Genomic DNA, 15,669 nt, shown 5'->3' with positions numbered 1-15,669 from the left:
GTTAGCTTAAGCTAACAATAAGTATATTACTACCTCCCCATATTGTCAATAAAAACATGATATTTTGTTATAAAAAACTAACAAAATAAACTACCTAAATCTAGGTAGTTTATCCGTGTATACTATTTTTCTTCATTTCGTTTTGATTTTCTTACTTTCCATGTAAGTCCACTTGCTCCAAATGAAGAAATCGCTAGACTCATCCATCCCCAAATACTAGCTGGATCACCAGTTTTTGGATCATTTGAATCTGTTTTGTCACCTGAATTATCTGGAGAAGGTGTTGATGAATTATTACCATTTGTAATATCACCAGATGGTAAATCATTACCATTATCAGCTTTTACTAGAGCATCGATTGCACTTTGCAATGCTTTTGCAATATTATCAACTGATTCTTGAGATTCTTTTGTTTCTAAAATTGTTTTAGCTTCATCAAGAACTATTTGAAGTGTTGACCAGCTGTCTGCAGTATAATCTGTTTCTTTTAATGCCTCTGCCTTTTCAATAACAGATTGTAGTGCTGCTGTATCAATTTCATCAACTGGCTCATCTTTTGGTGAAACTACAGTTCCAGATACTGATGGATATCCGATTGATTGAACATCTAATACATATTCTGCACTTGCATCTGGGAAGACTACTGTCGTATTTCCTCTTGAAGTTATCTTTGCATCAAAATTTACTGTTCCATCTTCATTGAATACTGCTGTCCCTAGATTGTTTCCTTTTAATGCTGTTCCATTTACACTGATTCCTGATATACTGCTTAAATATGTCGCTACATCTAATCCTTCTGGTAATACTAATTTGTTGTCTACTAGTTTTACGTCTCCTTCGTTATATCCAGCTGTTAAGATGACATTTGCTGTCATATCTTCATATGACTCATCTGTATATGTCAATGTATATTGTCCAATTCCTGTATTAGCTGTCTTATATACTGTTAAGACATTGTTTTCATATTTGTAATCTGTTCCGGCAACTAAGCTGTTTCCTTTATAGCTTACTTCTGTCAATTTATAACTGCTTCCTTCTGGTGCTTTTATACTCATTGCCACATTTACACCATCTTCATATACCGCATCTTTTCCAGTTGCCTGATATTCTTCATCTAATAATTTCTTACATAATAAGTTTGTATTGATTACTAGATCTGGAGCATCTTTGATCAGATATGTGATCTTTGTGATTGTTTTTCCTTGTAATTCTTCATGTCTTAGATAATCGATCGCATTACCTTGAGGAACTTTGAATCCGTCTTTTACTGCAAAAGCGATTTCTCCACTTCTCAACCATAGATTTTCTAAGTGTTCCATTCCATATTTCTTGCCATCTGATGTTTCAACTACTACACCTTGCATATTATCACTTGTTGGTAAATATTCTGATTCGATATCGATTTGATAATGTCCCCAAGTTGTATTTGTAGCAATTTCTGCTGTTGCTTCATTATCTACGACAGTCTCACTAACCATTGCTCCTAATGTTCCATCACCGTTTAATACTTTATATTCTGTTGGGATCATATCAGTCACTGTCATATTTTCGATGATTGTCAACAACTTATTGTTACATCCTTTACCTTCTTTGATTGCTTCTTTAGCAGCATTGTATAAAGATTCTGGTACAGCGATATTAACATCTTTTAATCCTTCGATTTCTACACCTGAATCACTTTGTGTATAATAAGTAGCTCCAAATTTAGTTGATTTGGTTGTTGTTGCACTACTTACAGCATCATACATACCATCTTTACGATAATTTGAAGTTGCTACTTTATCAATTGCGGCTAAATCCATAGTTGATGAAGCTTCAACATCGTTTAATTCGCCGTAGTAGAAATCCGCATATGGTAGATTTACTGTTCCATATACATATTTTTCAGGTGAAGTAACTGTTCCGGATACTGATGGATATCCGATTGATTGAACATCTAATACATATTCTGTACCAGCATCTGGGAAGACTACTGTCGTATTTCCTCTTGAAGTTATCTTTGCATCAAAATTTACTGTTCCATCTTCATTGAATACTGCTGTCCCTAGATTGTTTCCTTTTAATGCTGTTCCATTTACACTGATTCCTGATATACTGCTTAAATATGTCGCTACATCTAATCCTTCTGGTAATACTAATTTGTTGTCTACTAGTTTTACGTCTCCTTCGTTATATCCAGCTGTTAAGATGACATTTGCTGTCATATCTTCATATGACTCATCTGTATATGTCAATGTATATTGTCCAATTCCTGTATTAGCTGTCTTATATACTGTTAAGACATTGTTTTCATATTTGTAATCTGTTCCGGCAACTAAGCTGTTTCCTTTATAGCTTACTTCTGTCAATTTATAACTGCTTCCTTCTGGTGCTTTTATACTCATTGCCACATTTACACCATCTTCATATACCGCATCTTTTCCAGTTGCCTGATATTCTTCATCTAATAATTTCTTACATAATAAGTTTGTATTGATTACTAGATCTGGAGCATCTTTGATCAGATATGTGATCTTTGTGATTGTTTTTCCTTGTAATTCTTCATGTCTTAGATAATCGATCGCATTACCTTGAGGAACTTTGAATCCGTCTTTTACTGCAAAAGCGATTTCTCCACTTCTCAACCATAGATTTTCTAAGTGTTCCATTCCATATTTCTTGCCATCTGATGTTTCAACTACTACACCTTGCATATTATCACTTGTTGGTAAATATTCTGATTCGATATCGATTTGATAATGTCCCCAAGTTGTATTTGTAGCAATTTCTGCTGTTGCTTCATTATCTACGACAGTCTCACTAACCATTGCTCCTAATGTTCCATCACCGTTTAATACTTTATATTCTGTTGGGATCATATCAGTCACTGTCATATTTTCGATGATTGTCAACAACTTATTGTTACATCCTTTACCTTCTTTGATTGCTTCTTTAGCAGCATTGTATAAAGATTCTGGTACAGCGATATTAACATCTTTTAATCCTTCGATTTCTACACCTGAATCACTTTGTGTATAATAAGTAGCTCCAAATTTAGTTGATTTGGTTGTTGTTGCACTACTTACAGCATCATACATACCATCTTTACGATAATTTGAAGTTGCTACTTTATCAATTGCGGCTAAATCCATAGTTGATGAAGCTTCAACATCGTTTAATTCGCCGTAGTAGAAATCCGCATATGGTAGATTTACTGTTCCATATACATATTTTTCAGGTGAAGTAACTGTTCCGGATACTGATGGATATCCGATTGATTGAACATCTAATACATATTCTGTACCAGCATCTGGGAAGACTACTGTCGTATTTCCTCTTGAAGTTATCTTTGCATCAAAATTTACTGTTCCATCTTCATTGAATACTGCTGTCCCTAGATTGTTTCCTTTTAATGCTGTTCCATTTACACTGATTCCTGATATACTGCTTAAATATGTCGCTACATCTAATCCTTCTGGTAATACTAATTTGTTGTCTACTAGTTTTACGTCTCCTTCGTTATATCCAGCTGTTAAGATGACATTTGCTGTCATATCTTCATATGACTCATCTGTATATGTCAATGTATATTGTCCAATTCCTGTATTAGCTGTCTTATATACTGTTAAGACATTGTTTTCATATTTGTAATCTGTTCCGGCAACTAAGCTGTTTCCTTTATAGCTTACTTCTGTCAATTTATAACTGCTTCCTTCTGGTGCTTTTATACTCATTGCCACATTTACACCATCTTCATATACCGCATCTTTTCCAGTTGCCTGATATTCTTCATCTAATAATTTCTTACATAATAAGTTTGTATTGATTACTAGATCTGGAGCATCTTTGATCAGATATGTGATCTTTGTGATTGTTTTTCCTTGTAATTCTTCATGTCTTAGATAATCGATCGCATTACCTTGAGGAACTTTGAATCCGTCTTTTACTGCAAAAGCGATTTCTCCACTTCTCAACCATAGATTTTCTAAGTGTTCCATTCCATATTTCTTGCCATCTGATGTTTCAACTACTACACCTTGCATATTATCACTTGTTGGTAAATATTCTGATTCGATATCGATTTGATAATGTCCCCAAGTTGTATTTGTAGCAATTTCTGCTGTTGCTTCATTATCTACGACAGTCTCACTAACCATTGCTCCTAATGTTCCATCACCGTTTAATACTTTATATTCTGTTGGGATCGTATCAGTCACTGTCATATTTTCGATGATTGTCAACAACTTATTGTTACATCCTTTACCTTCTTTGATTGCTTCTTTAGCAGCGTTGTATAAAGATTCTGGTACAGCGATATTAACATCTTTTAATCCTTCGATTTCTACACCTGAATCACTTTGTGTATAATAAGTAGCTCCAAATTTAGTTGATTTAGTTGTTGTTGCACTACTTACAGCATCATACATACCATCTTTACGATAATTAGATGCTGTTACTTTATCTGCTGCTGTTAGATCCATCGTTGATGAAGCTTCAACGTCGTTTAATTCACCGTAATAGAAATCTGCATATGATAGATCTACTGTTCCATAAATATAAGGATATTTTTTTACAAGTGCATCTATAGCTGCTGCCAATTCATCAGTTGCTTTTGTAATTTGTTCTTGTGATTCTTTTGCTTCTAACGCTTGTTTAGCTAAAGTTAATTTTTCTTGTAATGTTGCCCATGATTCAGCAGTATAATTAGTTTCTACTAAAGCTTCTGCTTTTGAAATTTCATTTGAAAGTTCCTCAGTATCAACTGTTGATGCTTTTTCGGCATTTTCTAAAGCTTTTAAAGCAGCAGCTTTAATGGCAGTAGATGTCCGTGTTGCGCCACTTACAGTGTCCCATTGTTCAATGGTAGCTGTAGTTGCATCTTTTCCTTCAATCAGTGTTTTAAATCCTTTGCTTTTGCTGTAAGCTTTATCAAAGTAAGATTTTGATTCACTGTCAAAATCATTTCCAGTAGTAACATTGACATTAGCAAACTTACCGTTTTCTACTTGTAAGTTTACTGTAATATCATATTCTCCCCATTCTTCCTCGTTTTCATCGTCTTCTTGAGTCCGCAAAACTCTTTGGGTACTTTGATATGTGCCATCTTTTACAATATCATTAGCACCTATTCCAAAGACTGATGTTGGGGTAAGTCCCAATGACATTGTAAATGCCATCATGACAGCAAACGGCTTGTTTAAATTCTTCTTGTCTTCCATTTTTCTCTCCTCTTTCTTAAAATATTAATTAAATAGTTAGAAACTTCTAACTATTTAATTAATATTTTTTGACTTCCTTTACTAACTGTAGGAAGAATCCTTTTAGCAAGAAAGCCAATTAAAACTCCGGTTATTATTCCCGCAATCATTAATGGTGGTAAATAATAAATAATCTTATTATTTTGAATGATCAAGATAGCAGCCAAAATTTGTCCAATATTATGACTTACACCACCTGCAATACTTATCCCCACGATTGAAAATCCCTTAATATTCTTCAAAAGCAGCATAATAAGATAACTTAAGATTCCACCAGATAAACTATACATTAATGAAAGCCCATTACCAAATAAACATCCCATCAAAAGTATTCTAACTAACGAAATAAAGAATACTTCCTGCGGTTTTAAAATATAAAAACCAATCAACACCACTAAATTAGCCAATCCTAGTTTCATTCCTGGTAATCCTACGTTTATAGGAATCAACACCTCGATATAACTAAAAGTCATTGCTAGAGCAACTAAAATTGCTGCATAAGTCACTTTTCTGCTCATTTTTACCCTCCTATTTAGAAATCCCATCTATTTCACTACCAGTTTCATCTTCTAAAATAACTTCGACAACTAATTTATGTGGTAAACAAACGATTGTCTCATTTTCTCTACTGATTTCATTTTGATCCATGCAATAACCATCAGGACAATCAGCTTCAATCATCTTTGCTTTACCATCTTTTATCTGGACAGTATTTATTCCTAAATCTTCTTTAATTTCGATTGTTTGATCGTCCTCTAGAGAATATGTACCATAAACTTCACCATCAATTGTAATCCTGATACGATTACCTGCTGTTTGATGAGACATATTTATAAAAACAAACATTACAACCGCTATAATAAGCAAAACTAAAACTAGATATATATCTCTTTTTTTCATTCATTAAACTCCTGCCCAAAAAAGCAATGACATTAATAACAATGCTTTAAAAATCGTAAAAAATACTTCGTTTCCTTTAAGCTCCTTGATTCCACAATGAACATTACCTTTAGGACAAATATCAATACATTTTTGACATTGAAAACATTCTCCTGATGTTTCTAAAGAACCTGTACTTGGTAATTCAATATTTGAAGGACATTTTCTTGTACAGCCTGAACATCTATTGATACAACTTTCCCTATTACGTCGCAATGAGAAAAATGGCAGTACTGGTAATAAGGCAAATACAGCACCCATAGGACATAAAAACTTACAGAAAAATCTTTCATGAAGCAGCATTCCAATTATAATCAATAATAAGATTATGACCCCCGGAATATATGCCCCTAATTTTAAATTACCAGCATGAATCATTGAAAAAACATCCCAAGGGCTGTAACCATTTGTAACACGATAAACCCCTGCAAAACAAGCTACAACTATTGCGACTAAGATAATATATTTGATCCAAATTAATTTTTTAGCTAAAGCATCACTTATCGAAATTGGTTTCTTTTTTAATTTTTTACACCCTTTGATATAAAGGGCATGGAATGCATCGCCTAGAGTTCCAAAAGCACAGGCAAAACCACAGAAAAAGCGTCCAAAAACAATCGTGTATAAACAAACAACAATTAAAATCGTAGTAAATGAAGTTAAACCAATTTTATCCCCAGTACCAATTTGTGTAAAAACATATTTTACACCTGCAAAAGCAGCTGTGTATACAGAAGGAATAAAAATGAAGTATAATAGTTGAATAACCGCTCTTAAATAAGTATGAATCTTATTTAAATCTTTTTTAGACATGTTATTTAAATCTAACTTTTTCATCCTAATTTACCGCCTTTTCTAAAGCTTTAGCTACAGCATCCTTGATTCCTGTAGAACTAAATGTCGCTCCACTTATAGTATCAACATCACTAGACTGTTTATCGATAATATCATCAATAATATCTTTAGCCATCGTTAAATAAGCACTGTCTTCACCATCAGCTGATTTAATATTAATATTAGTTATCTTTTTATCTTTGACCACTACTTCAACTTCAATCATTCCACCAAATCCCTGAGCTTCACCACTATAAGTTCCATCTTTATAATCTGATGTTTGACTACTTCCATCACTAGTTGTACCAACTGTCAATTGAAGACTTTGCAACTGGGCATTCAGCTTAGCAATTTCATCATCTTTATTCCTAAATTCCAGCAAAACATTATAGCCAATAACTATACCTACGATCAAAAATAAATTTATCACTTTTATCACAAAACTTTTCATTTTATCAGATACACTCTTTCTTACTAATTTTCAATTTCTGCTTTACGTTTAGCATTTTCTAAAGCCTGAGTACATGCTTCAATAATCGATTTTGAAGAACAAGTTGCTCGAGATACAATATCAATATTATCAGTACCATTTTTCTCAATAATTTGTGCAACGACTCCTGGAAGTCTGCTGGTTCCATTAACAGCTCTATTGATATAACTATCATTATCATCAAGATATCCATCACCATAACCTTGAATATCTGTTACAGCTGCAATTTTACCATCTTTGATAATTATTTTTAAAGAAATAGTATATGCTTCAAAATCCTCATCTTCATCAGGATTACATAAAGCTTGGGCTGTATATTCACCATCATTATATAATACATCTTCATTTGGGTTGTCAGGAATGATCGGTTCTTCTGGTTCACTTGGTGTATCTGGTTTGCCATAAGTTGCTTCTTTAGCCTCATTAAGAGCATTATTGATTGCCTCTAAAATTCCATTAGAACTAAATGTTGCTCCAGATACTACATCAACATCTGTATTTTGTTGTTTGATTACATTAGTAATCACTGCTTTAGCGCGTTCTACAAACGATTCATCATCAGCCTCAACATCAGTAATTAAAATTGCTTTAATTGTGTGATCTTGAAGAACTAAAGCTACTGAAATATCTCCCATATAACCTTCACCACTTCCATAATATACTCCGTCATTATACGGAATCGTTCCTGCTGGTGCGCTAACATCACTATTACTATTATTATTTTGATTAGTGTCAACAGTCGTTGTTCCTTGAACAGCAGCCTGGCTCAACGCATTTCTTATTGCTTCAATGATCCCAACTGAACTATATGTAGCTCCAGATACTGTATCAACATTCGTACTTTGGGTTGCAATAACATTTGTTATAATAGCCTGGGCTTTTTGAATATAACTAGCTCCATCACTATGATCAGTAATCTTAATATCGGCTATCTTTCCACCTGAAATATCTACTTGAACTGTAATTTTTCCACCAAAACCAGTACCCGTTCCATAATATGTTCCATCACGATATGCTTTAGGATCATCTACTTTATCTAAAACTGTACTTTTAGATGAACTGTTTGTTTTAGCAACCGTATTATCATCACTTTCGCCTGTAAGAGCATTTTTTACAGCACTGATAATTCCATTAGAACTATAAGTAGCTCCAGACACTACATCAACATCTAAGCTTTGTGATGCAATAATTTTATCAATTACGCCCTTAGCACGATTGAAAAAAGCCGCATCATCAGCTTCAACTTCTAAAACATTGATAGCTGTGATCGTCTTATCTTTTATTTCAACTGAAACTGTTATTTTTCCTGCAAAACCAGTCCCAACACCGCGATAAACTCCATCAGCCAAATCAAAATTTCCAACAGCAATCACATTATTTTCCTCTTGCTTATTATCATCTGCAGCCTTAATTTCACCGGCTTTTATTTCATATGTTGGAGCAACATAATTTACAACTGTGATTGCCATACAACCACCCAAAATAATTGTCGCAATCAAAGGTGCAAAAGCAGTTACCTTTTTATAATCACTCATCATTTAGCCCTCTCTCTTTACAATCTGTACTTCCTTATCACTAGAAAAATGCTCTGCAATGCCTTCACTAACATATATCGTACTATTATCATCTACTAAGATCATATCAAATTCATCATTATGTTTTCGCCAAAAATCAACTGCTTGATCTTTACCCATTATAAATAGTGAAGTCGATAAACCATCAGCTAAAGTCCCATCTTCACTTACGATCGTAACTGATTTCAAGCCATTATTAGCAGGACATCCTGTTGCAGGATCAATGATATGATGATAAGTAACACCATCTTGTTCAAAATATCTCTCATATCCTCCAGAAGTAATTACCGCACAATCTTCAGCCTGCAATACTCCTAAATAATCTGTGCCATCAGGATCTTGAATGGCAACGCGCCATAGATCATCATCCGTTTTTCTACCTAAAACCTGGACATTTCCACCTAAACTAACTAATCCTTTAGTCACCCCATTTTTACGAAAAATATCCATGATCCGTGATGAAGTATAGCCTTTAGCAATTCCCCCTAGATCAATTTTTAATCCTTCTTTTTCAAACGTAACGGTAGATTTTTTCTCATTTAATTTTATTGCTGAAGAATCAACTAACGTTAAAAGCTGGGACAATACTTCATTGCTTGGAACTGTAAAATTCTTATCTGTAAATCCCCATGACTGCATGATTGGATAAATCGTTATATCAAACTTTCCATTAGTTTCTTTCCACAAATCTAAAGAACGACTTATTAAATATTCAGTATCATCAGATACTTTACCGCCTCCATTGTCATTTAAAGAAGATACTTCACTATTTTTATCTCCTGTAGATAACAATGCATCAAGTCTCTCAATTTCATCAACTGCTTCATCCACTGCGTTTTGAGCATTCTTTCCATATGCAGTAACTGTCATGTAGGTATCCATTGCAAAAACATCTTCACTAACAGGTTCTTGAGCGGTATCATCCTCAGTTGCTGATCTACCACTACACCCTGTAAAAATCAGACATCCTAGTATTAAATAAGTAATTATATTCTTCTTTGTCATATACCCTCCCATAGTTAGCTTTAACTAACTTTTTTTCACTGACATACTATCACTCCAATATTGATGTGTCAAGTAACTATTTTACTTTTTTCGATAAAAATTTATTATTTCTTTGCAGATTATTTATTTTTCCCCAAAAAAAGAACTGTTGAATTTTACTATCAACAGTCCTTAAAATCATTATCTATTAACTTTTTTTCTTTTTAAAATTATTACTACTCCAGTAAAGAACATCACTGCAAAACATTGATTTATCACGCTTGAATCCCCAGTTTTAACAGTACTTGCTTTTTTAGATACATCATTAGATTTATTTGATACTGTATCGATATCTAAATTATTAAGTACCAGCTGTAATTTATTCACAGCATTATTTACTTGTTCTTGATTTGTTTCAGGATCATCTAAGACAAGCTGTGCTTTATTTAATGTTTCAATTACTATATCCCATGTCTTAGCACTATATTTTGTACTATTTAATCCCTTTGCCTGATTGATCAGTTCTTGTAATAGTTCTTTATTTGGTTTCAATCTTAACTCTAAATACGCTTTTGTTAGTGCTTGATAAGCTGTATCTACAGCCTCCTGGCTGGCCTTTTCATCTGCTAATACTGTTTGTCCATTTTCTAATACTGGCAACATTACCTGCCATGATGATTCGATATACTTACTTTCATCTAAACTCAATACTTTATTTACCATTGCCTCTAAATATGTCTTATCTACTTTTTTAACTTCAACTAAACTGTCAATTGCAACTTGAAGATCATTATATACTTGATCTACTTCTTCCTGCATTGCATTTTCATCACTCATTACTGCATTGGCTGCTTCTAAGGCTTCTTTAAATGCCATCCATGAATCTGGAATATAGTTTTCTTCTACATAACTATTTGCTTCATTGATCAAAGCTTCTAAAGCACTCTTATCACCTTTTACAAATTCCAACATCTGCATCGCAACTGATAAGCGGGCAAATGAAGCATTGATAGTTTCCTGACTGGCACTATCATCGGCTAAGATTACTGTTGCTTCATCTAATGCTGCTTTAAATTCATTAACGACAGCTGGAACAACATTAACTAACTGTTCTTCAGTTATATTATTTGCCATTTCAACAGCTATTGATAATGCTAATTTATTAGTTTTAATTACTTTTTCTATTAAGTTTTCAATAGCAGCATTTAAATTCTTAATGGCATCATCGACATCTTGTTTAGATGCTTCTAAGTTTTGATAAATGATTTTTGCAGCATTTAAAGCGTTGTTTAAATTTTCAACACTAGTCTCTTCATATTTACTTAAATCTTTTTCATTACATAAAATAATCAAATCATTTAATTGTTCTTTATATTCACTTTTATCAATCAATGCATTAAATCTAGATATCAATAATTGTGTAAGCATATCAATCTCTTCTTGATTATCTGCTACTTGATATCTTGCCACTGCTTGATCATATGCCTCTTGATAATTCATAACCGTTTCTATAAAATACTTAGATAAATCAGTTTCTTTAAACTTTATTATTTCTTGAGCTAAATTATGATAATCTAAAGTTTCTTCTTGACTGCCGCTTGTTACTTGGTAATAATCAAAAGATACTTTTGGTCTTGATCCAGCTGGGGCATTTTCTGGACAATCTCTTACAATTACCTCTACTGTATGATTACCATTTGATAACGTTAGATCTTCAAATACGTTTGATTTTGGTTCACTTCCAGAGACTGTCGTAAAAGTAGAATACAATCCTTTTGAAATTCCATCGATCTTTACCTCAATATTAGCTCCAGCATAACCGCCCGCTGCTTCAAGTTTCATGAAATATAACGCTATTCCTGTTCCCTTAAAATCAAAGTTAAAACTTACATCTTTTGTTGTTGATTCAGTTACTGTCCCATTTTCATGTTTAGCTTCATCCCAAGTACTCCAATTGCCGATATATGTAATTGAACTATCGCGATCATCATATTTAGTAGTAGTTACAGCTTTAGTAACTGTAATTGTTTTTTCAGCTTTTATTTCTGGATTAATTTTATCAACTGCACAAACAACAACTCTACCAACATGATCAACAGTTAATAACCCCTCATCGCTAATGCTGGCAATGTTTGAAGGTAAATCTAAATCATTTTTTACACTCCATGTAACTTCATTACCACTAGCACCTGCTGGTAGATATTTTGCCTGCAGCTGCATTGTATTAGTTTGATTTAAATTAATTACATCACTTGATGATATGATCGTAAGACCAGTCGGTGGGACTGCACGAATAATTTCAAAAGCATCTAAAGAAATTTTTGCTTGTTTTACAACAAGTTTCACTTTATGAATGCCCTCTTCTAAATCGGTTATTTCTAATAACAGCTGTTGGCGCATAGTTTGAGAGCTGTTAGTATCAACATCACTAGCTACTATTTGATCATCAATATATAGATCGAAAGTGTGCGTGTCATTAGCTTTCATTCCAATAACTTTTAAACCGGTACCAGAAAAATAAAATTCCATCGTATCCTCGTTGGCATACGTGTATTTTTCAGTGCCTAAATATTGACCACTATCTAACCAGTCACCCCAGCTGCCTGTATAAGTAATTAAATTATCGCGATCATCCATCTTTTCGATATTTCCAATATCGACTGGAGTTAAAACAGCTGTAGTTTTGCCTTCACCACTATCAACAACCGCAGCCACTTTATATTTGGCACCATGATGATAAGTATCATTAAATGATGTTGTCTTAATTGTTGCAATTTTTACATATGTTTCATTATCATCACTACGATATATATTATATGAATTTGCATTTGCAACATCATCAAAAGTAACTAATGTTACTTTTCCATCACTATAAACCATCGCATTTTCTGGAGCTTTAACTGGTTTTTCAGGTATATCTTCAATTATATATACTTTATTTTTTTCAGTATTAAAAGTAATTTTATTATCATTCTCTTTAACAAAATCAATAATGTTTCCAGCAGTATCTTTTAACGTTGCTTTAGAAATATTAGGATATTGAAGTGAACAGCTCTGTCCATTATTAGATAATATTGACGCTTTCGTTAAATTACTATTTGACCAATCCATAGATACTTCAAAATTACCACGAGCTACTAGTCCTTCAACATGTCCTGTCAACCAAACATCTGGTAAAGCTGGCAACATATTGATGTATCCCATATTACTTTGTAATAACATTTCTGCAACTCCAGCAGTATATCCAAAGTTACCATCAATTTGGAATGGGGCATGAGCATCCCAAAGATTTGGATAAGCTCCGCTTTTAAAGAAGGCTTTAATAATGTCGTAAGCGTGATTGCCATCACCAACACGAGCCCAGGAATTTAATCTTTGTCCCATTCCCCAGCCGGTAGCGTCATCACCACGATCTTTTAATGAGACAATAGCAGCATTTAAATAATCTTCATTATCAACACTAATTAAATCACCAGGGAATAATCCTAATAAATGTGACATATGACGATGTTTACGATCACTGCCACTGACACTTCCTAAGGTTGTTTCGTTATACCATTCTTTTATTTGTCCATCATCACCAATTTCAATTGGATTTAATTTACTTTGTAAGTTTTGCCATTGAGCCACTAAATCACGATCAACGCCTAATACTTTAGCTGCCTCAACAGCATCTTTAAATAACTGCCATACTAATGATTGCTCATATGTATTTCCGGCTGTATATGGTCCATGTTCTGGTGAATACGCAGGAACAGTAACCATTCTTCCCGTCACTGGATCTTCTCTAAGTATCTGCTGGTATAATTTTGCTTCTTCTTTAAGCATTGGATAAATCTTATCAGCTAAATACTCAAGATCTCCCGTATATTCGTAATATTCATAACAATTCTGTAAGATCCATGGCACTGCTGCTGGTGACCAGCCCCAACTAAATGCCCAACCTGGACAAGTCCAGCCAAATGGCGTATTTTGAGTATGCGCTGTAAAGCCATTTTCCGGATTTGCTTCGTCACTAACGATCCCAAAATATGTTGCAGCTGTAACTCTTCCCGGTTCCCGAAGAGAATCTACATAATCAATTAACGGCGTCGCACACTCTTGCATATTAGTAACATAAGTAGGCCAATAATTCATTTGTAGATTAACATTCATATGATAATCACTAGCCCACGGTACACGATTTTCATCACCAACGCGATTATTCCATACGCCCTGTAAATTAGCTGGTAAATCACCATCTCTTGAAGAAGCAATTTGTAAATATCGACCATATTGAAATAAAATCGTTTCTAAAGCTCGACGTTGGGCTTCACTAGCGCTGCCATCTTTATACGCTTCTAATAATGTATCCGTAGGTTTGTCAGATACACTTTGTCCCAAATTTAATTCAACTCGATTAAATATCTCTTGATAATCATTTAGTGCGTTTTCTTTTACTTTTTCATAGCCAGCTTGATAAGCCCTATCGATATCATCGCTTACACGCTCATTTAACTGAGCATCGGTTTCATTGGTACGATAAGCTGGGTATTCATTTTTATAATCAGTCGAAGCACTAACAAAAATATGTACTTCACTAGCATCCTTGATCATTAATGAATCACCATTGGCTTCAACCCTGCCATCTACAGGATATACTTTTAACTGTCCGTTTAATTTTAATTGATTATCGTTCATTTGACCACTAACTGTAATTTTGTTATCTACTGCTGTAGTAACTATCGTTTTTTGTAATGCAGTCGTTGTGTCATTATCAATTGGGAATGATACTTCAAAATTCATCTTATCATTAGCCATAATTTTCATCGCAATTACATTGTCGGGATAACTTGCTAAATATTCACGATGATAATCCGTACCATTTAATGAAAAATCAACACTTGCCAGTGAAGTATTTAGATCAAGTTCACGACGATAATTTTCAACATCACCGCTTAAATTAAAATCTAAATAAATATCACCAAAAGACTGATATGCTCCATAGCCCTCTTTCAATCCAATAATTTGATTACATAACGAAGAAGCATCCTGACCACTTAAAAAAGCATCTTGAACACTTTTTACATAGTCAGCCATCGCTTGATTTCCCACTGTATCAATATTTCCACCGTTATAATTAGGACGCGATTCACTAGGACCTCCCGTCCATAATGTTTTATGGTTAAAAGTTAAATGCTCTCTACTAATTTCACCATAAACATTAGCGCCCATATAAGAATTACCAATTGGTAAACTTAACTGTTGCCAGCGGTTATCTTCTTCAGTTGTCCCAAAACCACCTTCACGTCCTGGAATCAAAGTTCCTTGACTAACAGGTTCATCAAAATAAAGTTTTAATGCTTCTTTAACAGTTTTAGAATCAGACAAACTTTTAAAATCTGATTTAGCTTGTAAATTTCCTAGCGGCAAACAAACTAATATCAAAACCCCAGCAAGAAGCACTTTAAATAATTCCGCTGCTTTCTTCTTAATTTTCATTTCCTATCTCTGCTCTCCTTTTTCAAATCATATATAAAGCCATATCCGCACTAAAAATGTAGCTTTTACATATCTATTATCATTTAATCATACATTTTTAATGTAAACAAACGATATCCAGAAAGTGAGT

The 15,669-nt window shown here is 33.7% G+C and carries 8 protein-coding genes; all 8 read right to left on the bottom strand.

All coding sequences use genetic code 11. The features are described from left to right. Window positions 1–122: 122 nt before the first annotated feature. Complete coding sequence (locus OC535_RS10635) at window positions 123–5,198, bottom strand: FMN-binding protein (RefSeq protein ID WP_498823805.1); 5,076 nt, start codon at window positions 5,196–5,198, stop codon at window positions 123–125. A gap of 50 nt (window positions 5,199–5,248) precedes the next feature. Beyond that, on the bottom strand, window positions 5,249–5,755 hold the full coding sequence (locus tag OC535_RS10630; RefSeq protein WP_024721651.1) for a Gx transporter family protein: 507 nt from the start codon (window positions 5,753–5,755) through the stop codon (window positions 5,249–5,251). Between the two features lie 10 nt (window positions 5,756–5,765). Beyond that, the gene (locus tag OC535_RS10625) at window positions 5,766–6,137 is read right to left on the bottom strand and encodes a NusG domain II-containing protein (protein ID WP_498823804.1); all 372 of its coding nucleotides are present in this window, start codon (window positions 6,135–6,137) and stop codon (window positions 5,766–5,768) included. Window positions 6,138–6,140: 3 nt separating this feature from the next. Next, window positions 6,141–7,013, bottom strand: coding sequence for a 4Fe-4S binding protein (locus OC535_RS10620; protein WP_498823803.1), 873 nt, complete (start codon window positions 7,011–7,013; stop codon window positions 6,141–6,143). 1 nt (window position 7,014) lies between these two features. After that, a complete protein-coding gene (locus OC535_RS10615) occupies window positions 7,015–7,440 on the bottom strand; it encodes an FMN-binding protein (RefSeq protein WP_498823802.1) in 426 nt (141 codons plus the stop codon). A gap of 44 nt (window positions 7,441–7,484) precedes the next feature. After that, the gene (locus OC535_RS10610) at window positions 7,485–9,035 is read right to left on the bottom strand and encodes an FMN-binding protein (protein ID WP_498823801.1); all 1,551 of its coding nucleotides are present in this window, start codon (window positions 9,033–9,035) and stop codon (window positions 7,485–7,487) included. Between the two features lie 3 nt (window positions 9,036–9,038). Further along, window positions 9,039–10,079 (bottom strand): FAD:protein FMN transferase, encoded by a 1,041-nt coding sequence (locus OC535_RS10605; protein ID WP_024721656.1) that lies wholly within the window; start codon window positions 10,077–10,079, stop codon window positions 9,039–9,041. A 180-nt stretch (window positions 10,080–10,259) separates the two neighbouring features. Then, window positions 10,260–15,539: a glycosyl hydrolase family 95 catalytic domain-containing protein gene (locus OC535_RS10600; RefSeq protein ID WP_498823800.1), complete on the bottom strand. Its 5,280-nt coding sequence runs from the start codon at window positions 15,537–15,539 to the stop codon at window positions 10,260–10,262. Window positions 15,540–15,669: the final 130 nt, after the last annotated feature.

This window comes from Clostridium sp. Marseille-Q5894 (assembly GCF_946902305.1).
Lineage (GTDB): Bacteria > Bacillota_I > Bacilli_A > Erysipelotrichales > Coprobacillaceae > Thomasclavelia.
The sequence above is the reverse complement of the archived record's forward strand: the minus strand, read 5'-3'. Positions and strand labels throughout refer to the sequence as shown.